General features: G+C 74.0%; 19 protein-coding genes. 10 read left to right on the forward strand and 9 right to left on the reverse strand.

Going from position 1 to position 20,576, the window contains the following annotated elements:
- Window positions 1-83: 83 nt before the first annotated feature.
- Both ACSQ2D_RS15695 and ACSQ2D_RS15700 read right to left on the reverse strand, forming a co-directional pair.
- The gene (locus ACSQ2D_RS15695) at window positions 84-638 is read right to left on the reverse strand and encodes a hypothetical protein (RefSeq protein ID WP_435986866.1); all 555 of its coding nucleotides are present in this window, start codon (window positions 636-638) and stop codon (window positions 84-86) included.
- 56 nt (window positions 639-694) lie between these two features.
- The gene (locus ACSQ2D_RS15700) at window positions 695-2,065 is read right to left on the reverse strand and encodes a PspC domain-containing protein (RefSeq protein WP_435986867.1); all 1,371 of its coding nucleotides are present in this window, start codon (window positions 2,063-2,065) and stop codon (window positions 695-697) included.
- A gap of 34 nt (window positions 2,066-2,099) precedes the next feature.
- On the opposite strand from ACSQ2D_RS15700, the gene ACSQ2D_RS15705 reads away from it, so the two are divergent.
- Both ACSQ2D_RS15705 and ACSQ2D_RS15710 read left to right on the forward strand, forming a co-directional pair.
- Entirely contained in the window at window positions 2,100-3,668 is a 1,569-nt protein-coding gene (locus ACSQ2D_RS15705; protein ID WP_435986868.1) for an ATP-binding protein, read from the forward strand.
- The gene (locus ACSQ2D_RS15710; protein ID WP_435986869.1) at window positions 3,665-4,369 is read left to right on the forward strand and encodes a LuxR C-terminal-related transcriptional regulator; all 705 of its coding nucleotides are present in this window, start codon (window positions 3,665-3,667) and stop codon (window positions 4,367-4,369) included. Before ACSQ2D_RS15705 ends, ACSQ2D_RS15710 begins: the two co-directional genes overlap by 4 nt.
- Before the next feature lie 103 nt (window positions 4,370-4,472).
- Here ACSQ2D_RS15710 and ACSQ2D_RS15715 read toward each other — a convergent pair whose 3' ends face one another.
- Window positions 4,473-5,306 (reverse strand): alpha/beta fold hydrolase, encoded by an 834-nt coding sequence (locus tag ACSQ2D_RS15715; RefSeq protein WP_435986870.1) that lies wholly within the window; start codon window positions 5,304-5,306, stop codon window positions 4,473-4,475.
- A 266-nt stretch (window positions 5,307-5,572) separates the two neighbouring features.
- On the opposite strand from ACSQ2D_RS15715, the gene ACSQ2D_RS15720 reads away from it, so the two are divergent.
- The 5 genes from ACSQ2D_RS15720 to nirD are packed head-to-tail and all read left to right on the forward strand — an operon-like array spanning window position 5,573 to window position 13,783.
- Window positions 5,573-7,063, forward strand: coding sequence for a nitrate/nitrite transporter (locus ACSQ2D_RS15720; RefSeq protein ID WP_435986871.1), 1,491 nt, complete (start codon window positions 5,573-5,575; stop codon window positions 7,061-7,063).
- Window positions 7,060-9,207, forward strand: coding sequence for a molybdopterin oxidoreductase family protein (locus tag ACSQ2D_RS15725; RefSeq protein ID WP_435986872.1), 2,148 nt, complete (start codon window positions 7,060-7,062; stop codon window positions 9,205-9,207). The genes ACSQ2D_RS15720 and ACSQ2D_RS15725 overlap by 4 nt, the downstream gene beginning before the upstream one ends.
- Window positions 9,204-10,772: an FAD-dependent oxidoreductase gene (locus ACSQ2D_RS15730; RefSeq protein WP_435986873.1), complete on the forward strand. Its 1,569-nt coding sequence runs from the start codon at window positions 9,204-9,206 to the stop codon at window positions 10,770-10,772. The genes ACSQ2D_RS15725 and ACSQ2D_RS15730 overlap by 4 nt, the downstream gene beginning before the upstream one ends.
- A complete protein-coding gene (gene nirB / locus ACSQ2D_RS15735) occupies window positions 10,772-13,330 on the forward strand; it encodes a nitrite reductase large subunit NirB (protein ID WP_435986874.1) in 2,559 nt (852 codons plus the stop codon). Before ACSQ2D_RS15730 ends, nirB begins: the two co-directional genes overlap by 1 nt.
- 18 nt (window positions 13,331-13,348) lie before the next feature.
- Window positions 13,349-13,783, forward strand: a complete 435-nt coding sequence (gene nirD / locus ACSQ2D_RS15740) for a nitrite reductase small subunit NirD (RefSeq protein ID WP_435986875.1) — start codon at window positions 13,349-13,351, stop codon at window positions 13,781-13,783.
- A 123-nt stretch (window positions 13,784-13,906) separates the two neighbouring features.
- Here nirD and ACSQ2D_RS15745 read toward each other — a convergent pair whose 3' ends face one another.
- A complete protein-coding gene (locus tag ACSQ2D_RS15745) occupies window positions 13,907-14,785 on the reverse strand; it encodes an SDR family oxidoreductase (RefSeq protein ID WP_435986876.1) in 879 nt (292 codons plus the stop codon).
- A gap of 96 nt (window positions 14,786-14,881) precedes the next feature.
- On the opposite strand from ACSQ2D_RS15745, the gene ACSQ2D_RS15750 reads away from it, so the two are divergent.
- Window positions 14,882-15,271 carry a winged helix-turn-helix transcriptional regulator gene (locus tag ACSQ2D_RS15750; RefSeq protein ID WP_435986877.1) on the forward strand — a complete coding sequence of 130 codons (390 nt, stop codon included), beginning with the start codon at window positions 14,882-14,884 and terminating at the stop codon, window positions 15,269-15,271.
- On the opposite strand, the gene ACSQ2D_RS15755 is transcribed toward ACSQ2D_RS15750, so the two are convergent.
- Together ACSQ2D_RS15755 and cobA are read right to left on the reverse strand one after the other, a co-directional pair.
- Window positions 15,261-16,394, reverse strand: coding sequence for a uroporphyrinogen-III synthase (locus tag ACSQ2D_RS15755; protein WP_435987862.1), 1,134 nt, complete (start codon window positions 16,392-16,394; stop codon window positions 15,261-15,263). The genes ACSQ2D_RS15750 and ACSQ2D_RS15755 overlap by 11 nt on opposite strands.
- Before the next feature lie 77 nt (window positions 16,395-16,471).
- Window positions 16,472-17,542, reverse strand: a complete 1,071-nt coding sequence (gene cobA / locus ACSQ2D_RS15760; RefSeq protein ID WP_435986878.1) for a uroporphyrinogen-III C-methyltransferase — start codon at window positions 17,540-17,542, stop codon at window positions 16,472-16,474.
- Window positions 17,543-17,698: 156 nt separating this feature from the next.
- Between cobA and ACSQ2D_RS15765 the strand changes: the two genes are divergently transcribed.
- Window positions 17,699-18,388 (forward strand): sirohydrochlorin chelatase, encoded by a 690-nt coding sequence (locus ACSQ2D_RS15765; RefSeq protein WP_435986879.1) that lies wholly within the window; start codon window positions 17,699-17,701, stop codon window positions 18,386-18,388.
- On the opposite strand, the gene ACSQ2D_RS15770 is transcribed toward ACSQ2D_RS15765, so the two are convergent.
- From ACSQ2D_RS15770 to ACSQ2D_RS15780, 3 genes are all read right to left on the reverse strand, one after another.
- A complete protein-coding gene (locus ACSQ2D_RS15770; RefSeq protein ID WP_435986880.1) occupies window positions 18,381-18,746 on the reverse strand; it encodes a fluoride efflux transporter FluC in 366 nt (121 codons plus the stop codon). The two genes, ACSQ2D_RS15765 and ACSQ2D_RS15770, sit on opposite strands and share 8 nt — an antisense overlap.
- The gene (locus tag ACSQ2D_RS15775) at window positions 18,743-19,108 is read right to left on the reverse strand and encodes a fluoride efflux transporter FluC (RefSeq protein ID WP_435986881.1); all 366 of its coding nucleotides are present in this window, start codon (window positions 19,106-19,108) and stop codon (window positions 18,743-18,745) included. The genes ACSQ2D_RS15770 and ACSQ2D_RS15775 overlap by 4 nt, the downstream gene beginning before the upstream one ends.
- A gap of 75 nt (window positions 19,109-19,183) precedes the next feature.
- The gene (locus ACSQ2D_RS15780; RefSeq protein ID WP_435986882.1) at window positions 19,184-19,789 is read right to left on the reverse strand and encodes a WXG100 family type VII secretion target; all 606 of its coding nucleotides are present in this window, start codon (window positions 19,787-19,789) and stop codon (window positions 19,184-19,186) included.
- Between the two features lie 125 nt (window positions 19,790-19,914).
- On the opposite strand from ACSQ2D_RS15780, the gene ACSQ2D_RS15785 reads away from it, so the two are divergent.
- A complete protein-coding gene (locus ACSQ2D_RS15785; protein WP_435986883.1) occupies window positions 19,915-20,568 on the forward strand; it encodes an IMPACT family protein in 654 nt (217 codons plus the stop codon).
- Window positions 20,569-20,576: the final 8 nt, after the last annotated feature.

Consider the following 20,576-nt stretch of genomic DNA (forward strand, 5'->3'; position numbering starts at 1 on the left):
CCCGAGCCTAGTCACGACCGCCGACGCCACGGGCGGCGACCACCCGAGGAGGTGTGCCGTGTGGCGGCGTCGACGACCGTGGCTCAGCGCCGCAGCCGGCCGGCGACGACGCCCGCGAGGCCGACGAGGAGGAGCATCCCGCCGAAGGCGCCGATCATCGACGGGCCCACCATCCGGAAGCTGAGGTCGGCGTCGGTGAGGTTGGCGACGAGGATGTAGGCCGCCACGAGCATCGTCAGCAGGCCGAGCATGATCGACCCGGGGCGCGGACCCTTGCGGACCGTGACGAGGGCCGGGCGCGGGGCGGGCTGCGGCACGGGCGCGGGCACGGTGGGCGCCGGCCACGACGGGTCTGGGGCCGAGGTCGTCGGCGGCGGCAGGTGCGGGAGGCGGGCCCCCTCGGCGACGGCGTCGTCGGGCACCGGCGTCGCCGGCTCGACGCGGAAGGGGGTCGCCGCCGGCAGCGCCTGGGTCGACGTGGCCGGGATCGTCGTCGTCTCGGCCGGGTCCGGGGTCGGGTCGGGCGTCGGGTCCGGGGTGGGTGCGAGCACCGGGTCGGCCGTCGGGTCGCGGAACTCCACGGTCGGGTCCGGGGTGTCGTTGCTGCTCATGTCGCTGCTCTCCGCTGGGTTCGTCATCGGGTCTGGGGTCGAGTCGCCGGTCGGGTCGTTCGTCGGACCCGTCGAGCCGGTGCTCATGACGCGCTCGCCGTCGTGATCGTGATCTCGCCGAGGCCGACCTCGGTGTCCACCACGATCTGCTCCGGCCCGGACTGGGGCCCGAACTTCACGGCGCGGTCCCAGCCGATGCCACCGGCGTCCACGCCTCCCTGGCCCGAGTCGATGTTGACGGTTCCGTCGATGCTGCCCGTGGCGTGCAGCGCCCCGGCCCGCGCCTTGGCGTTCACCGTGACCCGAACGCCTTCAGGCACCACGAGGTTGATCTGCCCCATGCCGATCGTGGCCGAGACGTGGTCGGTGCCCGGCGTGGACGCATAGTCCGCCTTGGTGAGGTCGACCTTCATCTCGCCGACGCCGAGCTGGAACTCGGGTGCCGGCGTCATCGACGTGACCTGGTGCGTCTCGTCGCCGACCTGCCAGGGCTGCGAGAGCCCCATCGGTGCGGCCGTCGTGGCCGCCGCCGCGATCATCCCGGTGACGGCGAAGAAGGCGAGCCCGCCCGACCGACGGCCGGCGATGCCGGCCACGAGGATGCCGAGCCCGAGCATGCCCAGCCCGGACGCGATCCCCACGGCCACGTGGTTGCCCGGCCACCCGGCCGCCTGGGCGACGGACGACATCACGACACCGGTGACGATGGCGAGGCCGAGGACGAGCAGCCCACCGGCGAAGCCGATCGCGGGGGTCCGCTCGTAGACCGGGGTCGGGGCGGGCGGACGCGGCGTCGCGAGGGTCGCACCGGCGTTGGCTGCCGCGTTGCCCGTGGAGCCGTATGCCGTCGCCGCCGTGGGTGCCGGGGAGGCGGGGCCCGCGCCGGGCTGGCCGACGGCCTCACCGGTCACGGGGTCGACGGTCGTCGCGCCGGTCGCGCCGGTCGCGCCGGTCGAGCCGGCCGAGCCCGGTCCACCGGTGCCGCGGTTGCGCCAGGGCGCCTGCTCCATGAGCTCGCGTCCGGTGGCGGTCCGGGTCGCGAACCACCACGCGCCGACGATGAGGAGCACGAAGCCGAAGAAGCGGAAGCCCCTCGTGTCGCCGCCCCACCAGGGCCCTCCCCCGAGCACGGCGATGGCCGTGACGACGAGCAGGAAGATCGAGTGGCCCTCGCCGTGCTTGAGCGCGCGCTCGACGTGGATCTCGCCGCGCTCGTCGGGCATGAGCAGCCACAGCACGAGGTAGAGGGCGACGCCCATCCCGAAGAAGATCGAGAAGAGGATGAAGCCCGCCCGGACGACGAGGGGGTCGACGCCGAGCCAGCGGGCCAGGCCCGTCGCGACGCCGGCGAACCAGCGACCGTCTCCCTGGCGCACGATCCCCGGGCGTCGCAGAGCGGTGTAGAAACCGTCGAGGCCGTGCCCCTGCGGAGGGGCGTCATTGCTTTTCGTCATGTCACCACAGTGGCGCTCCCGACGCCCGCCAGCCATGAGGGTCGACCCTGAGCGCACCCTGACGCGACCCCCAAAGCGGGCCGGGATGGTCGCCCTCGCCCGCCGGGTGGGTCAGGATGGAACGGTGCAGACGGCATACGAGAACGGAACGGGCCCCGCGCGCCCGGCCTGGCGGGCGACGCCACGGCCTCCGCTCGTGCGCCAACGGCAGGGCAAGATCATCGCGGGAGTCGCGATGGGGCTCGCCGAGCACCTCGGGCTCCCGGTCGTCGCCGTGCGGGTGGCGCTCGTCCTGACGAGCATCCCGTTCGGCGCGGGGCTCGCCGTCTACGTCTTCCTCTGGGCCACCATGCGCGAGGTCGGCGACGTCGACCCGGCCGTCGCCACCGCTCCTCCCCTGTCGTCGGGCAGCCCCGTCCCGGGGGGCGGTACCGCGAGCGCCGGCACGACGAGCACGACGAGCACGACGAGCACGACGAGCACGACCACCGGCACGACGGCCGGTGGGCAGCACCATCTCGACCTCGCCGGCCTGCGCACCTGGCTGCGCAGCGGCAACCAGGCCGTCGTCATCACGCTCCTCGGCGTGGCCGCCCTGGCCGTGGCGGGCGCGCTCTGGCTCGGCGGCGCCGGTCTCGACGTGCACGCCGAGCTGATCCTGCCCGTCGTCGCCATCGTCATCGGCGCGATCTTCTTCTGGTCCCAGCTCGACGACACCGATGCCATCGGCGCGCGCCGCCCGGTCCGCTGGATCTGGCTCGTCGTCGGTCTCGGCCTGACCATCCTCGGGCTCGTCGGCCTGCTCGTGCGCGGCACCAACCTCACCGAGCTGTGGCAGGTCGCGGGCGCCGTCCTCGCAGCGCTCGTCGGGGTCGCCGTCCTGTCGGCGCCGTGGATCCTCCGGCTGTGGAGCAACCTGCGCCTCGAGCAGGCCGCGCGCATCCGGGCCACGGAGCGCGCCGACATCGCCGCCCACCTGCACGACTCGGTGCTCCAGACGCTGGCCCTCATCCAGCGCCAGTCGGGCGACGCCGCGACCGTCGCGCGTCTCGCCCGGGCGCAGGAGCGGCAGCTGCGCAGCTACCTCTACGACGAGGACGCGCGCGGCGGCACGCTCGGCGCCGCGCTCACCGCGGCGATGGGCGAGGTCGAGGACCTCCACGGCGTGCCCGTCCAGCTCGTCGTCACCGGCGACCGACCCATGGACGAGCACCTCGACGCCCTCGTCAAGGCCGTGCGCGAGGCCACCTGGAACGCCGTGCGCCACGCGAGCCCGCCGGTCAGCGCCTACGTCGAGGTCGGGCCCGACGCCGTCGAGGCGTTCGTCCGCGACCACGGCGCGGGCTTCGACCTCGACACCGTGCCCGACGACCGCGCCGGAGTGCGGGAGTCGATCATCGGCCGGATGGAGCGCCACGGCGGCACGGCCCGCATCCGGCGCCGTGCCGACGGGACCGAGGTCGAGCTGCGCCTTCCCGTGCGGCAGCCGCACGAGCCCGAGGCGCCCCCCGCGGCGGCGCCTGCCGCACCCCCGACACCCACCAGCACCACGAGCACGACCGGCGCCACGCCGGACCCCGAGACCCAGGAGCAGGCTTCATGACCGACCCGCGGACCATCCGCATCGTCATCGTCGACGACCACCACATGTTCCGCACCGGCGTGCGCGCCGAGCTCACCTCCCTCGCGGCGACGCCACGGGCGGGCGGGTTCACCCTCGGGATCGCCGGTGAGGCCGGGGCGGTCGAGTCGGCGGTGCAGGTCATCACCGAGCAGCGCCCCGACGTCGTGCTCCTCGACGTGCACCTGCCCGGCGGCGACGGACACGGTGGTGCCGACGTCATCCGCGCCTGCGCCGGGGTCCAGTCGCGCGCCGACGTGCCGGTCCGCTTCCTCGCGCTGTCCGTCTCCGACGCGGCCGAGGACGTCATCGCCGTCATCCGCGCCGGGGCCCGGGGCTACGTCACGAAGACGATCAGCGCCGAGGAGCTGCTCACCGCCATCGGCCGGGTGGCCGACGGCGACGCCGTCTTCAGCCCGCGCCTCGCCGGCTTCGTCCTCGACGCGTTCGGTGCGACGGCGGGTGAGGTCGCCGAGATCGACGAGGAGCTCGACCGGCTCTCGGCGCGCGAGCGCGAGGTGATGCGCCTCATCGCGCGCGGCTACCAGTACAAGGAGGTCGCGAAGGAGCTCTTCATCTCCGTCAAGACCGTCGAGACCCACGTCAGCTCGGTGCTGCGCAAGCTCCAGCTCAGCTCGCGCCACGAGCTGACCGCCTGGGCGATGGGCCGCCGCCTCCTCTGACCCTCCCAACCGTCGAAAGGCCACAAACCGGGGCGCTCAGGCCCCGGTTTGTGGCCTTTCGACGGTTGGAGAGCTGGGCGTCGTCGGTGCGGTGAGCCTGGGCTCAGCCGTCGGAGCCCGCGACGAAGCGGCGCAGGGCGGTGACGATGATCTCCGGCGCGTCGGTGTGCACCCAGTGCCCGGCGCCCTTGATCGTGAAGAGCCGGGTGCGCGGGAAGTGGCGTCGCATGCGTTCGCCGTCCTCACGCGCGATGTAGCGCGAGTCGCCGCCGGCGATCCACAGCACCGGCCCCTCATAGGCGGGGAGCTCGTCGACGGCGTCGGGCCAGTCGGCGATGCGTGAGTCGACCCCCAGCGCGGCGTCGCCCGCCACGAGGTCGAGGTTGACCTGCCAGCGCCACCTCTGGCCGTCGCGGCGCAGGTTCTGCAGGAGGAACGCCTTGACGCCCGGGTCGGGCTCGGCGAAGCGGGCCTCCGCGTCACCGCGGCTCGTCAGCTCGTCGAGCGGCAGGGCCTGCATCTCGCGGATGTAGCCCTCGAAGCGCTCGAGCGAGCCGTAGCCCTTGGGCGCGATGTCGACGACGACGAGCCGCTCGACGAGCTCGGGGTGGCGCAGCGCGAGCACCATGGCGACCTTGCCCCCGAGCGAGTGGCCGACGACGGTCCAGCGCTCCCCCTCGGCGGCCGCGCGGAGCGTCGCGGCCACGGCGTCGGCATACGCGTCGAGCGAGAACTCCTGCGACCACGGGGACCGGCCGTGGTCGGGGAGGTCGACGAGCAGGCAGCGGGCGTCCGTGCCGTCCGGGCCGCTGACGGCCTTCGCGATCTGGTTCCAGTTGCGACCCTGGCCGAAGAGCCCGTGCAGGAAGGCGATGCGGGGCCCGGCCGTGCCCACGGACAGGGTGTTGAGCGAGGCCTGGTCAGCAGCCGTGGTCATGGCGGCGAGCCTACGCGGCGGCCCGCCTCACGCCGCTCCCGGTCGCCCGTGAGGAGCCCGACGGGTGCTCCCGTGCGTGACCTCACGGAGCGTCCCGGCGCGCGTGAGGCAGATGTAACCGCGGTGTCACAGCAGCCCCGGCGACCGGCAACACCGGCTTCCTAGCGTGAGCGCCACGCTCTCGCAGCGACCCCAGCCCGCACCGACCCGCCCCCGCCTCACCCCCGTCACCGTCCGCTCGGCTCGAGCAGCCCAGGAGGAACCCCGTGAGCACCACCACCGGAAGCAGCACCGACAGCACGACCGGCAGCGCCGCCGAGACCACGACAGCGTCACCCACCCTCGCACCGGCCACCGACCGTCCCAGTCGCTTCCGCGAGCTCACCGCCCCGAAGAAGCGGGTCATCCGCGACTGGGACCCCGAGGACACCACGGCCTGGGAGAGCGGGAACCAGGACGTCGCCCGCCGCAACCTCATCTGGTCGGTGGCGACCGAGCACATCGGCTTCTCGATCTGGTCGATCTGGTCGGTCATGGTCCTCTTCATGCCGCAGGCGGTCTACGGCTTCACGCCGGCCGACAAGTTCTTCCTCGTCGCCGTCCCGACGCTCGTCGGCGCCGTGCTCCGGGTGCCCTACACGATGGCGACGGCCTTCTTCGGCGGCCGCAACTGGGCCATCGTCAGCGGCGTCGCGCTCCTCGTGCCGACCACCCTGACCTGGTGGCTCATGGTCAACCCCGGGCACTCGCTGACGACCTTCCTGCTCGTCGCGGGGCTCGCCGGTCTCGGTGGCGGCAACTTCGCGTCGTCGATGACGAACATCAACGCCTTCTACCCGCAGCGGATGAAGGGCTGGGCCCTCGGGCTCAACGCCGGTGGCGGCAACATCGGCGTCCCCGTCGTCCAGCTCGTCGGGCTGCTCGTCATCGCGACGCTCGGCAACCGCAGGCCGGAGGTCGTGTGCGCCGTCTACCTCGTCCTGCTCGCCGTCGCCAGCATCGGCGCCGCGGTCTTCATGGACAACCTCGACCACCAGACGGCCAACCCGAAGGCGATGCTCGAGGTGCTGCGGCACGCCGACGCCTGGGTCATCTCGCTGCTCTACATCGGCACGTTCGGCTCGTTCATCGGCTTCGGCTTCGCCTTCGGCCAGGTGCTCAACCAGACCTTCCTCGCCGGCATGACCGGGGGCGCCGCACCGACGCCGGCTCAGGCCGCCGCCGCGAGCCTGCACGCCGCGCAGATCGCCTTCGTCGGGCCCCTCCTCGGCTCGGTCAGCCGGGTCTGGGGTGGCAGGCTCGCCGACCGTCGCGGCGGCGCCGCCGTGACCCTGTGGACCTTCGTCGGCCTCACCGTCGCCGGTGTCCTCGTGACCCTCGCCGCCCGCTCCGACGACGTGACGGCGGGCGCCGCGACCGGTCTCCAGCTCACCGGTCTCATCGGCGGGTTCGTGCTCCTCTTCGTCCTCTCGGGCATCGGCAACGGCTCGGTCTACAAGATGATCCCGGCCCTCTTCGAGGCGAAGTCGGCCTCGATCCCCGGTCCCGCGGTCGAGCGCACGGCCTGGTCACGCTCGATGGCCGGTGCCCTCATCGGCATCGCCGGCGCCATCGGTGCCCTCGGCGGCGTCCTCATCAACCTCGGGCTGCGCGCGTCGTACCAGGGAGCCAGCCACTCGGCCACGGCCGCGTTCGTCGTCTTCACGCTCTTCTACGTCGGCGCCGCCACCCTGACGAAGGTGCGCTACCGCCGATGACGACCACCTCATCGAGAATGCCGTCCCGCCCGCTCGGAGGGGACGCCCCCTCCGAGCAGGCGGGCGTCGCCACGCACTGCGCCTACTGCGGGCTCCAGTGCGCGATGACCCTGAGCGGGACGTCGGCGGCCGACCTCACGGTCAGCCCGCGTCGGTTCCCGACGAACCGGGGCGGCCTGTGCCAGAAGGGATGGACGAGCGCGGAGCTGCTGCGGACCCCCGGCCGCCTCACGACGCCGCTCGTGCGCCGCGCCGGCGAGCTCGTCCGCGCGTCGTGGGACGAGGCCCTCGACGTCGTGGCCGACGCCATCGTGCGGACGCAGACGGCATACGGCCGGGACGCCGTGGCGGTCTTCGGCGGTGGGGGTCTGACCAACGAGAAGGCCTACCAGCTGGGCAAGTTCGCGCGGGTGGCCCTGCGGACGAGCCAGATCGACTACAACGGTCGCTGGTGCATGAGCTCGGCCGCCGCCGCGGGCATCCGCTGCTTCGGCCTCGACCGTGGCCTCCCCTTCCCGGTCACCGACATCGGCTCGGCGCACGCCGTGCTGCTCCTCGGCGCCAACCCGGCCGAGACGATGCCACCCTTCCTGACGCATCTCGTCCGCGCCGCCGACGCCGGGGGCCTCATGGTCGCCGACCCGCGCCTCACGCCCACCGCGGCCAAGGCCGTGGACGGCGGCGGGCTGCACCTGCAGCTGCGCCCCGGCACCGACGCCGCCCTGGCCCTCGGCATGCTCCACCTCGCCGTCACCGAGGGGTATGCCGACCGGGGGTTCATCGCGGAGCGCACGTCGGGCTTCGACGAGCTGTGGACCGTCGCGGCGCAGTGGCTGCCCGAGCGCGTCGAGCGGGTCACGGGGGTCGCCGTCACGACGATGCGGGCGGCCGTCGCCGCGCTCGCCCGCGCCCGCGACACCGAGCGCGGCGCCTACATCCTGTCGGCCCGCGGCACGGAGCAGCACGCGAGCGGCACCGACACGGTGACGGCGTTCATCGCCCTCGCCCTGGCGCTCGGGCTGCCCGGCAACCCCGGCACCGGCTTCGGCACGATCACCGGTCAGGGCAACGGCCAGGGCGGTCGCGAGCACGGTCAGAAGGCCGACCAGCTGCCCGGCTACCGCAAGATCGACGACCCTGCCGCCCGGGCCCACGTCGCGGCGGTCTGGGGCATCGACCCGGCCGACCTGCCCGGCCCCGGCCGCAGCGCCTTCGAGCTGCTGTCGGCGCTCGGCACCGACGGCGGTCCGCGCGTCCTCATGGTCCACGGCAGCAACCCCGTCGTGTCGGCACCCGACGCCCGGGTCGTCACCGAGCGCCTCGCCGCACTCGACCTGCTCGTCGTGTCGGACTTCGTCCTGTCCGAGACCGCGGCGGTCGCCGACGTCGTGCTCCCCGTCCTCCAGTGGGCCGAGGAGGAGGGCACGCTGACCAACCTCGAGGGGAGGGTCCTGCGCCGGCGCAAGGCGCTCGAGGCCCCCGAGGGGTGCCGCAGCGAGCTCGAGGTGTGGAGCGAGCTCGCACACCGGATCGGCTGCAGCACAGACTTCCCCACCGAACCGCGTGTCGTCTTCGACGAGCTGCGCCGGGCCTCGGCCGGCGGGCCGGCCGACTACTCCGCGGTGACGTGGGAGCGGCTCGACGCCGGCGAGAGCCTGCACTGGCCGTGCAGCACCGAGCGCCCGCAGGGCACGCCGCGCCTCTTCCTCGACGCCTTCGCGACGCCCGACGGCCGGGCCCGCTTCGTGGCGGTCGACCACGTCGGACCCGCGGAGTCCGACGACGCGGCCTACCCCCTGGTCGCGACGACGGGACGGGTCCTCCAGCACTACCAGTCCGGCGCCCAGACGCGGCTCGTCGCCGAGCTGTCGGCCGCCGCGGGCGAGATGTTCGTCCAGGTGCACCCCGACACGGCCGGTTCGGTCGGGCTCGGCGACGGTGACCTCGCGGACGTCGTGAGCCGCCGTGGCCGCACCCGTGCCGTCGTCCGCGCCGACGAGGACATGCGTGCCGACGTCGTCTTCCTGCCCTTCCACTGGGGCGGCGACGCGCGCGCCAACTCCCTGACCCACGCCGCCCTCGACCCGACCAGCCGCATGCCCGAGTTCAAGGCGTGCGCCGTCCGCCTGGAGGCCCTTGCATGACCCGCACCCGCAGGCACGTCCTCGTCGTCGGCAACGGCATGGCCGGCGCCCGGCTCGCCGAGGAGATCCGTCACCGCGACCCCGACGCCGAGCGCTTCGCCGTCACGGTCGTCGGCGAGGAGCCGCACGCCGCCTACAACCGGGTGCTCCTGTCGACCGTCGTCGCCGGCGGCATCAGCCCACGCGACACGCGTCTCAAGCCCGACGGCTGGTGGTCCGCCCGCCACGTCGACGTCGTCACCGGCGCCCGGGTCACGGCGATCGACGCGGGGGCCCGCACCGCGACGCTCGACACCGACGGCGTCGAGAGCGTCGTCACCTGGGACGAGCTCGTCCTCGCCACGGGCAGCACGAGCTTCGTGCCCCCGACGGACGGGCTGTTTGCCGGCACCCCGGGTCCCGGTGCAGCGCTGGCCGCCGGGGTCGTCGCCTTCCGCACCGTCGACGACTGCGGTCGCATCGTCACGGCTGCCGAGTCCGCTTCCACCGCAGTCGTGCTCGGCGGTGGCCTGCTCGGGCTCGAAGCGGCCCGCGGCCTGCTCGCCCGAGGCGTGGACGTCACCGTCGTGCACCCGCAGGACTTCCCGATGGACCGGCAGCTCGACGCCGACGGCGGCGCGGTCCTGTCGCGCGTCGTCCGCGGGATCGGGGCCCGCCTCGTCCTCGGACGCCTCGTCGTCGAGCGGCACGCACCGGCCGAAGGCGCGTCGGCCCACGTCGTCCTCGACGACGGCACGACCCTTGCCGCCGACCTCGTCGTCGTCGCGACCGGCGTCCGGCCGCGGACCGACCTCGCCGTCGCGACCGGCCTCGACGTCGACCGCGGGATCGTCGTCGACGACCGGCTCGCCACCTCGCTCCCGCACGTCCACGCCATCGGCGAGTGCGCCCAGCACCGCGGCGAGGTGCCCGGCCTCGTCCAGCCCGGCTGGGACCAGGCCCGGGTCCTCGCCGACGTGCTCACCGGCGCCGACCCCGACGCGACGTACGAGGGCACGAGCGTCCTGACCCGGCTCAAGGCACCCGACATCGACCTCGCGAGCATGGGCACGGTCGACGTCGACGTGCACGACCCGGGGCACGAGGTGCTCGCCTTCACCGACCCGAGCCGCGGCCGCTACGCCAAGCTCGTGCTGCGCCAGGACCGCCTCGTCGGTGCCATCCTGCTCGGCGTCGGCGACGCGGCGGGCGCGCTGACCCAGCTCTACGACACCGGCTCGGTCGTCCCACGGGACCGCCTGTCGCTCATGCTCGGTCGCGCCATCACCCGGTCGGGGACCGCCGAGGGCGTCAACCTCGCCGAGATGCCCGGTACGGCCGTCATCTGCCGGTGCAACACCGTGACGAAATCCGCGATCGTCGGTGCCTTCCGGGCCGGCGCCGGGTCGGTCGGTGCGGTCGCCGAGGCCACCCGCGCGACGACCGGCTGCGGCTCGTGCAAGAGCGCCGTCGACGGCCTCTGCTCGTGGCTGCGCTCGTCCGAGCCGGCGCCCTCCCCCGAGTCCACCTCCTCGACCCCCGAACCGGTACCGGCAGCCGCCGCCCTGACCGAAGGAGCCGCCTGATGTCCACCACCACCGAGAGCCCGACGGGCACCGCCGCCCGCACCGTCGTCGTCGTCGGCCACGGCATGGTCGGCCACCGCTTCGTCGAGGCCCTGCGCTCGCGCGACACGGCGAGCACGTGGAAGGTCACCGTCCTCTCCGAGGAGGCGGAGGCGGCATACGACCGCGTCGGCCTCTCCTCCTACGTCGGGACCTGGGACCGCGCGTCGCTCGCCCTCGCGGGCAACACGTATGCCGGCGACGACCTCGTCGACCTGCGCCTCGGCACCCGGGCCGAGCACGTCGACCGTGCGGCGCGCACCGTCACGACGAGCGCCGGGGACGTCATTGCGTACGACGAGCTCGTCCTCGCCACGGGCTCCTACCCCTTCGTGCCCCCGGTGCCGGGCCACGACTCGACCGGATGCTTCGTCTACCGCACCCTCGAGGACCTCGACGGCATCCGCGTCGCCGCCGAGACCGCGATCGAGCGGGCCGCCGCGGAAGGCCGCGAGGCCAACGGTCTCGTCGTCGGTGGTGGCCTGCTCGGCCTCGAGGCCGCCAACGCGCTGCGCCTGCTCGGCCTGACGCCGCACGTCGTCGAGTTCGCCCCGCGCCTCATGCCGCTCCAGGTCGACGACGGCGGCGGAGCGGTCCTCGAGGGACTCATCAGCCACCTCGGCGTGCAGGTCCACACGGGCGCCGGCACGAGCTCGATCGCCGCCCAGGACGACGGCCGCCTCGCCGTCGAGCTGTCCGACGGCACCGCGCTGCTCACCGACCTCGTCGTCTTCTCGGCGGGCGTGCGCCCCTCGGACGCCGTCGCGCGCGCCGCCGGCCTCGACGTCGGCGAGCGGGGCGGTGTCCTCACCGACCTCGCGTGCCGCACGAGCGACGAGAACGTCTGGGCCGTGGGAGAGGTCGCGGCCGTCGAGGGTCGCTGCTACGGCCTCGTCGCGCCCGGCTACACGATGGCGGAGGTCGTCGCGGATCGGCTGCTCGGCGGCGAGGCGACGTTCCCCGGCGCCGACCTGTCGACCAAGCTCAAGCTCCTCGGCGTCGACGTCGCCTCCTTCGGCGACGCGATGGCCACGACGCCCGGGGCGCTCGAGATCGTCCACACCGACGCGACGAAGGGCACCTACGCCAAGGTCGTCGTCAGCGACGACGCGCGGACGCTGCTCGGCGGCATCCTCGTCGGCGACGCGTCGGCGTACACGACGCTCAAGGCGTACGTCGGCCGCGAGGTGCCCGGCGACCCCGGCGCGCTCGTGTCCCCCGCCGGAGCAGAGCTCGGCGCCGACGCGCTCCCCGACGACGCCGTCATCTGCTCGTGCAACAACGTCACGAAGGGGTCGATCTGCGGCGCCATCGCCGACGGGGCGTGCGACCTCGCCGCCATCAAGGGCTGCACGAACGCCGGAACCACCTGTGGTGGTTGCCTGCCCACCGTCAAGAAGCTCCTCGTGGACTCTGGCGTCGAACTGTCCAAGGCCCTCTGCGAGCACTTCGAGCAGAGCCGCGCCGAGCTCTTCGAGATCGTGGCCTCGACGGGCATCCGCACCTTCTCGGGGCTCGTCGCGCGCTACGGCACGGGCACCGGCTGCGAGATCTGCAAGCCGACCGTCGCCTCGATCCTCGCGTCGACGAGCAGCGACCACGTGCTCGACGGCGAGCAGGCCGCACTCCAGGACAGCAACGACCACTTCCTCGCCAACATCCAGAAGAACGGCACCTACTCCGTCGTCCCCCGCATGCCGGGTGGCGAGGTGACGGCCGACCAGCTCATCGTCATCGGTCAGATGGCCAAGGACTTCGAGCTCTACGTCAAGGTCACCGGCGGCCAGCGCATCGACCTCTTCGGCGCCCGCGTCGAGCAGCTGCCCGCGATCTGGCAGCGCCTCGTCGACGTCGGCATGGAGTCGGGGCAGGCCTACGGCAAGTCGCTGCGCACCGTGAAGTCGTGCGTCGGCTCGTCGTGGTGCCGCTACGGCGTGCAGGACTCGGTCGGGATGGCCGTCGACCTCGAGCACCGCTACCGCGGGCTGAGGTCGCCGCACAAGATCAAGTTCGGCGTCTCGGGGTGTGCCCGCGAGTGTGCCGAGGCCCGCGGCAAGGACGTCGGCGTCATCGCGACCGACAAGGGCTGGAACCTCTACGTCTGCGGCAACGGCGGCCAGACGCCCGCCCATGCGCGGCTGCTCGCGAGCGACCTCGACGACGAGACCCTCGTGCGCTACATCGACCGCTTCCTCATGTTCTACGTCCGCACGGCCGACCGCCTCCAGCGCACGGCCCCCTGGCTCGACGCGCTCGAGGGCGGGCTCGAGCATCTCAGGGCCGTCGTGTGCGAGGACTCGCTCGGGATCGCCGACGACCTCGAGGCCGCGATGGGGCGTCACGTCGAGGGCTACCAAGACGAGTGGAAGGCCGTGCTCGACGACCCCGAGAAGCTCTCTCGCTTCGTGTCGTTCGTCAACGCGCCCGAGGAGGCCGACCCCACGGTCGCCTTCGACGAGTCCGGCCCGCGCAAGGTGCCGGTGCTGCTCGGGCTGCCCACTGTCCGCGAGAACGTCTGAGTGCGAAGGGAACCCGTCATGACCACACTCGTCACCCCACCCGAGGCCGTCGCGGCCGAGGTTGCGCCCGCCGCCGGTCGCAGCGTCGTGCGGCCAGGCATCCTGCCGTCCCCCGGAGCGAGGCAGTGGGTGTCGGCCTGCCCGGTCGCGGCCCTCGTGCCCGGCCGTGGCGTCGCCGTGCTCCTGCCCGGCGGCGCCCAGGCGGCCCTCTTCCTGCTGCCGAACGGGATGATCTACGCCGTCGACAACCTCGACCCCTACGCGAGGGCCGCCGTGCTATCCCGGGGTCTGACCGGCGACCGCGGCGGTGAGCCGACCCTTGCCTCACCACTGCTCAAGCAGGTCTTCTCCCTGCGCACCGGCGCCGCCCTCGACGACCCCGAGGTTGCCCTGCCGACGTATGCCGTCCGCGTCCAGCACGGCACCGTGAAGATCGGCCTCCCCCTCTCCTGAACCGTCGAAAGGCCAGAATCTGTGCCCCCCAACCGTCGAAAGGCCACAAACCGGGGACCGAAGTCCCCGGTTTGTGGCCTTTCGACGGTTGAAACGGGTGGGGGCGGGGCGGGGGGCTTTGGGTCAGGCGGGGTGCGCGACGAGGGCGGCTCGGAGGGCGTCCTCGAGTCCGGTCGTCGGGCGACCGATGAGACGCGACAGGTCGCCGGAGCCGGTGAACAGCGCCCCCTCGGCGATCCCGCGGTCGCTGTCGGCGAGCACGCCGGCATACCCCTCGGGAAGACCGGCGGCGACGAGAGCCGCGGTGTAGTCGGCGACGGACAGGTCGCGGTAGGCGACGTCACGTCCCGCGACGCGTCCCACCGTCTCCGCGAGCTCGCCGAGGGTGAACGCCTCGTCCCCACCGAGCTCGTAGACGGCGCCCTCGTGACCCCGGCCGTCCTCGCCCGCGAGGACGACGGCAGCAGCGTCGGCGTAGTCGGCGCGCGTCGCGGCGCTGACCCGGCCCTCGCCGGCGGCACCGAGGACGGCGCCGTGCTCGAGGACCGTCGGCAGCTGGCCGGTGTAGTTCTCGAGGTACCAGGAGTTGCGCAGCAGGGCGTGCGGCAGGCCGGACGCGACGAGCAGCTCCTCCGTCGCGCGGTGCTCGGCGGCCAGCGCAAGGTCCGAGGTGTCGGCGCGCGTGATGCTCGTGTAGGCGACGAAGCCCACTCCCGCCCGCCGGGCCGCGTCGATGACGTTGGCGTGCTGGGCGACCCGCTGGCCGACCTCGCTGCCCGAGACGAGCAGGAGCCGGTCGACACCGACGAACGCCGCGTCGAGGGAGGCGGGGTCGGTGTAGTCGGCGCGGCGCACCACGACACCACGGTCGGCCAGGTCGGCGACGGACTCGGGGTCGCGGGCGATGGCGACGACGTCGGCTGCGGGCGTGGCGCGCTCGAGGAGAGCCTCGACGACGAGGCGGCCGAGGTGACCGCTGGCACCGGTGACGAGAAGGGTCATGACGTTCCTTTCGGGTGGGGCTGACACCCTCCAGAACGACCCCACCCCCGGCATACTTCCCAGAAGTTAGTACCCACGTTGAAGTAAGGTACTGACATGACGGTTAGTAACACCCTGCGTCGGCACTTCCCCGACGGCGTCTTCTCCTCCGACTGCCCCAGCCGTGTCGTGCTCGACCACGTGACGAGCAAGTGGGGCACGCTCGTCATCCTCGCCCTCGCCGAGGGCGACCCCCTGCGGTGGAGCGAGCTGCGCCGTCGCGCCGAGGGCGTCAGCGAGAAGATGCTCGCCCAGACCCTGCGGATGCTCGAGGCCGACGGGCTCGTCCACCGGGACGCCCGGCCCGTCGTCCCGCCGCACGTCGAGTACTCCCTCACCGCGCGAGGCGCCGACCTCGCCGAGCGGATGGTGCCGCTCATGGACTGGATCGCCGACCACGCGCCCGCCATCGTCGGTGACGCCGAGACGGCGGCCGCTACACGTTGAGCCGGTAGCCCCGGCGCACGACCGTCTGCACGAGGTGGCGGTCGGGCAGCGCCGACCGGAGTCGGCTCACGGCCATGTCGAGCGCGTGCTCGTTCTCCGCCTCGGGCAGCTCGTCGAGGAGCCGCTCACGGCTCAGGACCGCGCCGGGCTCGGACATGAGGGCCGCGAGCATCGCCCGCGGCCCGCGGGCCAGGGTCACCGTCTCGCCACCGAAGGTCACGACGCGCCCGTGCACGACGAGCGGCCCCAGTGCGGTCTGCACCTCGGCGACGCCGTTGAGCGTCAGGTGCTCGATGACGGTCCGGATGAGTGCACCCATCCGGAAGCGGTCGGGGACGATGGGGGTCACCCCGAGGTCGAGCAGCGGCGCCGCCGTCACCGGCCCGACCGCAGCGGCCGTGACGCCGCACCGCATGGCATCGACGAGCACGCCGTCCATGCCGAGCTGCGCTGCGGCAGAGACGAGTCCGTCGACCGCGGGCGCCGACGTGAAGGTCACGACGTCGACCTCACGAGCCGCGACCGCCGCGACGAGCCGTCCCAGCCGGCTCTCGTCCGTCGGCCGCACCCAGCGGTAGGGCGCCACGGTCAGCACCGTCGCACCGGCCGAACGCAGCCGTTCGAGCTGCTCGACGTCCTCGTGCCCGTGGAGCTGCACCGCGACGCGGCGCCCGACGACGCCGCCCTCGAGGGCGAGCCCGACCGTCGACGCGGTGCGCTCGTCGTCGGCGATGCCGTCGTCGTCGTGCCCGGCCGCCCGGACGGCGCCACGCGCCTTGGGGCCGCGGACGATGATCCGCGCCTGGTCGAGGGTCCGAGCGAGGTCCTCGCCGAGACCCGCCGCGTCCGCCGCCTCGATCCAGCGACGGAAGCCGTACGCGGTCGTGACGATGACGACGTCGGGTCGGCCCTCGATGACGGCGCGCGTGTCGCCGATGAGGATCTCGTCCTCGTCGACGGGCGCGATGCGCACGGCCGGCGCGTGGAGCACCTCGGCGCCGCGGCGCACGAAGGCGTCGATGAGGTCGCCCGACCGCCGGTCGGAGGTCACGGCGATCCGGAAGCCGTCGAGCACCGGGCCCGTGGGGTCCACGCGGACGGCGTCGGGGTCGGGGCCCGTCAGCTCGGCCGACCAGGCCGTACGCGGGTGGCCGCGACGCGCGGTCCCTGCGGCCTGCGTCGGCGGGGCGGTGGGCTCGCTCACGCGACGACGTCCATCGCGAGCCCGTCGGCGGACGGCGCGCCCACACGGCGCGCCCACACGGCGGACTGGCGCACGACCTCACCGACGACGATGACCGACGGCGAGGTGGCGCCGGCCCTGGCGGCGAGGTCGGGCAGGGTGGCGAGGGTGCCGACGATGCTGCGCTGGTCGGGGGTGAAGCCCCGCTCGACGACGGCAGCGGGGGTGTCGGCGGCGAGCCCAGCTCGCGCCAGGGCGGTCGTCAGCGGGACGAGGTTGTGCATGCCCATGAGGACGACCACGGTGCCACCGAGGCCTGCGAGCGACCGCGCCTGCTCGGGCTCGAGCGGGACGTGACCCGACACGACGGTGAAGACGTGGCTGACGCCACGGTGGGTCACCGGTATGCCGGCGCTCCCGGGCACGCCGACCGCCGAGGAGACCCCGGGCACGACGGTCACGGGCAGCCCGGCCTCGACCGCGGCCGCGACCTCCTCGCCGCCCCGGCCGAAGACGTAGGGGTCGCCGCCCTTGAGCCGCACGACCGTGAGGCCGTCGAGTGCACGCCCGACCATGATTCCCTCGATCTGGTCCTGGGGCACCGCATGGTGTCCGGGCCGCTTTCCGACGTCGACGACCTCGGCCCCCGGGGCGAGACGGGCGACGTCGCCCACCTCGGCCAGCCGGTCGGTGAGCACGACGTCGGCCTCGGCGAGGGCGCGGATCCCGGCGAGCGTCAGCAGCTCGAGACCCCCGGGACCCGCACCCACGAGGACGACCCGGCCCCGGGGCGCGTCCGGGACCGGCTCGGTCACGACGGGGCACCTGCCGGCGAGCGCCTCACGGACCGGTGCCCACGTGGACCCGGGACCGACGAGCACGGCGAGCCGGGCGCGGGCACACACCTCCGCCGTGACGTCACCCGGTGAGGCGGCGACCGTGACCACGGCACCGGCCCGCTCGTGGCGACGCACGACGGAGGCAGTGAGGCCCGGAGGCCCCACGACGAGCACGGGCAGTCCCGTCAGGTCGGTCTCGATCAGCACGGCGGCCTCCCGTCGCAGCTCGCGTTCCACGTCGGCTCCCACGGTAGGAAGAGTGTGTTTCGTCCGCGTTTCCGTCCCGCGATGGCACGGTAACGGCCTGCTCACCCGGGCGTATGCGTGCCGTGCGTTCCGCGAGACCGCGCCCCGCGCGCGTGGTCAGGACGCCGACGGTCCGCCCGGACCTGACAGAGTGAGCCCATGACCAGCCCCGCGCCCGTGCTCGTGGCGGTGGCCCACGGCACGTCGTCCGCCGCCGGCCGGTCGGCGATCGGCAGCCTCGTGGCCGCCGTCGCCGCGCGGCGCCCAGACCTCACCGTCCGCGCGGCGTTCGTCGACGTGCAGCCCCCGGACCCGGCCGCCGTGCTCTCCTCGCTGCACGACGCCGGCCCCGCCCGGCTGGTGCCGCTGCTGCTGTCGGCGGGCTACCACGTCTACGTCGACCTCGCGGAGGCCGCCGCAGCCGTGCCCGGCACCACCGTGGCCCCCGCCCTCGGCCCCGACGACCGCCTCGCGGGCCTGCTGCGCGACCGCCTCGTCGCGGCCGGGCTGCGTGACGACGACGTCGTGGTGCTCGCCGCGGCCGGGTCGTCACAGGCCTCGGCGGTCGCCGACTGCGAGCGCGTGGCCGCTGCACTGGGGCAGCGCCTCGGGCGTCATGTCGTCGCCGGGTTCCTGTCCGCCGCCGAGCCGAAGCTCGTCGATGCCGTTGCGGCACAACGGCTCCCGGGCCGTCGCGTCGTCGTGGCCACCTACCTGCTCGCGCCGGGCTTCTTCGCCGAGCTCGCCGGCAGGTCCGGCGCCGACGTCGTCACCCCGCCGCTCCTGCTGCCCCACGAACCGGCTCCCGAGGCCCTCGTCGACGTCGTCGTCGAGCGCTACCTCAGCTGACGACCGCCCAGGCGCCCCAGGCTGCGAGGAGCCCGAGCGCGACGTTGGCGGCGATGTTGCCGACGGCGTCACGGCGACGGTTCTCGAGCCACAGCTCCACCGTGTCGGCCGCGAGCGTGGACAGGGTCGACAGTCCGCCGCAGAAGCCACCGATGACGACGAGCGACCACGTCGGACCCAGCTCGACGCGGTCGGCCACGACGGCTCCACCGACGACCGACGCGAGGACGTTGGCGGCGAGCACCCCGAGGGGCAGCGGTCGCTTCGACAGGGTCCGCACGAGCCACGTGCGCAGCAGGGCGCCGGTCGAGCCGGCTCCGACGGCGAGCACCCAGCCCCACCATGCGACCGCGCTCACGCGGTCTCCCGGTCACCGTCGGTGAGCAGACCGCCCAGCCACATCCCCAGCGCGGCCGCGGCCACCCCGAGGACGATGCTCGTCAGCAGGCCCAGCGCGACGGCATACCCGGGGGTGCCGTCGACGAAGGCGATGCTGAGGGCCGAGAAGGACGTCAGCGACCCGAGACCACCGGAGCCGAGCATCGAGCGCAGTCGGGGCCGCACGGGGAGCCGGACGAGCACGCCGAGGAGGAAGGCGCCGACGACGTTGATGACGCTGATGCGCGGGTCCCACTGCGCACCGCCGCTGTGGCCCGTCGTCAGGAGCAGCCGGAGCAGCGTGCCCACGGCGCCGCCGAGGGCCACTGCGAACGGGTGCATGGCGACAGTGTCTCAGCCGGGCCCGCGCACGACCGCGCGAGGGCCGCGCCCCGGCGTGCCGCGAGGTGGCCGTGCTCAGCGGATCGGCAGGCCGAGACCGTGCGCGGCCGCGGCCGCCACGTCGGCCGGCAGGACCGGCCCGTAGGTCGCGTCGACGGGCACGAAGGCAGCACCCGTCCCGTGGGTGCCGCCGATCCAGTGGCCCCAGCCCATCCCGTGCAACGGCTGCGGCACGCCCGGTGTGACGAGCGGTCGACCGCCGTCCGGGCCCCACCCGACGAGCACCTCGGACCAGGCGCCGACGGGCGCGGCGTGCAGCGTCGGCCGCCCGCCGTGGCCACCCGGGTGTCCGCCACCCGTGGGGACCACGCCGCCGCCACCACCGCCGTGGTGCGACCCTCCGGCACCCGCGGCCGTGCCGCTCGAGCGGTGCTGGAGGTCGGCGTTGTCGTGGAGACGCCGCGACAGCTGGTCGAGCTCGGCGGCGATGCGGGTGAGGTCGTGCTCGACCCGACGCCAGCGTTCGACGAGGTGCTGCAGGTCCGGCCCCTGCCAGACCCGCTGCATCGTGGACACGGCCCGCTGTCCACGCGCCCGGACGACGTCGACCTCACGGCCGAACGACGCCATCCGGCCCGCCGAGTCGCGCAGCGCGTCGACGTCAGCACCCTTCGAGAACACAGATCTCCCCTTCACCCCTGACAAGCCGGCCCCATCCTCACCTGTCGGCGGCGCCTCGTGCAATGGGGAGGCCTCCCCGGCCCCACGGCATACTCGGAGCGTCCCCGCCCCGGCCCGAGGAAGGTATGCCGCTGAGCCCGCCACGCCGCTACCTCACCCTCGCGTCCCCCGCCTCCGCCGAGCTCGAGGTGAAGCGCTCGCGCTTCGTCTGCGACGTCGCGCCCGTGCCGTCCGAGGACGATGCCCGGGCCTTCGTCGAGACCGTGCGGTCGGGGACCCGCGCCGCGCGGCACCACTGCACGGCGTTCGTGCTCGGGCCCGACGGCGCCACCCAGCGCAGCAACGACGACGGCGAGCCGTCCGGGACGGCCGGAGCACCGATGCTCGACGTCCTGCGCGGCCGCGGCCTGACCGACGTCGTGGCCGTCGTGACCCGGTGGTTCGGCGGCACCCTGCTCGGCACCGGTGGCCTCATCCGCGCCTACGGCGACGCCGTCTCCGCCGCACTCGACGCCGCGACACCGGTGGCCTACGCGCTGCGCGACGGACTCGTCGTGACCGTCGGGAGCGCCGATGCGCCGCGCGTCGAGAACGCGCTGCGGGGCCACCCCGGCTGTGCCGTCACGTCGACGACCTGGGGCCCGAGCGGTCTCGTCCTCGCCCTCGCCGTCGAGCCCGGCACCGGGGAGTCCGTCCGCGGCCTCGTCGGCGCCCTCACCGCGGGCGCGGGCGAGGTCACCGGCGGACGTGCGTCATGGGTCCGGGTCCCGTCGCCGTAGTCGTCCCA

The sequence above is a fragment of the Terrabacter sp. LjRoot27 genome (assembly GCF_964254175.1).
In the GTDB taxonomy this organism is placed as follows: domain Bacteria; phylum Actinomycetota; class Actinomycetes; order Actinomycetales; family Dermatophilaceae; genus Terrabacter.

What these genes read in the sequence shown, in the direction of transcription:
- ACSQ2D_RS15695 (WP_435986866.1), bottom strand. Translation starts at nt 638, where the DNA reads ATGACGAACCCAGCGGAGAGCAGCGACATGAGCAGCAACGACACCCCG.
- ACSQ2D_RS15700 (WP_435986867.1), bottom strand. Translation starts at nt 2,065, where the DNA reads ATGACGAAAAGCAATGACGCCCCTCCGCAGGGGCACGGCCTCGACGGT.
- ACSQ2D_RS15705 (WP_435986868.1), top strand. Translation starts at nt 2,100, where the DNA reads ATGAGGGTCGACCCTGAGCGCACCCTGACGCGACCCCCAAAGCGGGCC.
- ACSQ2D_RS15710 (WP_435986869.1), top strand. Translation starts at nt 3,665, where the DNA reads ATGACCGACCCGCGGACCATCCGCATCGTCATCGTCGACGACCACCAC.
- ACSQ2D_RS15715 (WP_435986870.1), bottom strand. Translation starts at nt 5,306, where the DNA reads ATGACCACGGCTGCTGACCAGGCCTCGCTCAACACCCTGTCCGTGGGC.
- ACSQ2D_RS15725 (WP_435986872.1), top strand. Translation starts at nt 7,060, where the DNA reads ATGACGACCACCTCATCGAGAATGCCGTCCCGCCCGCTCGGAGGGGAC.
- ACSQ2D_RS15730 (WP_435986873.1), top strand. Translation starts at nt 9,204, where the DNA reads ATGACCCGCACCCGCAGGCACGTCCTCGTCGTCGGCAACGGCATGGCC.
- nirB (WP_435986874.1), top strand. Translation starts at nt 10,772, where the DNA reads ATGTCCACCACCACCGAGAGCCCGACGGGCACCGCCGCCCGCACCGTC.
- nirD (WP_435986875.1), top strand. Translation starts at nt 13,349, where the DNA reads ATGACCACACTCGTCACCCCACCCGAGGCCGTCGCGGCCGAGGTTGCG.
- ACSQ2D_RS15745 (WP_435986876.1), bottom strand. Translation starts at nt 14,785, where the DNA reads ATGACCCTTCTCGTCACCGGTGCCAGCGGTCACCTCGGCCGCCTCGTC.
- ACSQ2D_RS15750 (WP_435986877.1), top strand. Translation starts at nt 14,882, where the DNA reads ATGACGGTTAGTAACACCCTGCGTCGGCACTTCCCCGACGGCGTCTTC.
- ACSQ2D_RS15765 (WP_435986879.1), top strand. Translation starts at nt 17,699, where the DNA reads ATGACCAGCCCCGCGCCCGTGCTCGTGGCGGTGGCCCACGGCACGTCG.
- ACSQ2D_RS15775 (WP_435986881.1), bottom strand. Translation starts at nt 19,108, where the DNA reads ATGCACCCGTTCGCAGTGGCCCTCGGCGGCGCCGTGGGCACGCTGCTC.
- ACSQ2D_RS15785 (WP_435986883.1), top strand. Translation starts at nt 19,915, where the DNA reads ATGCCGCTGAGCCCGCCACGCCGCTACCTCACCCTCGCGTCCCCCGCC.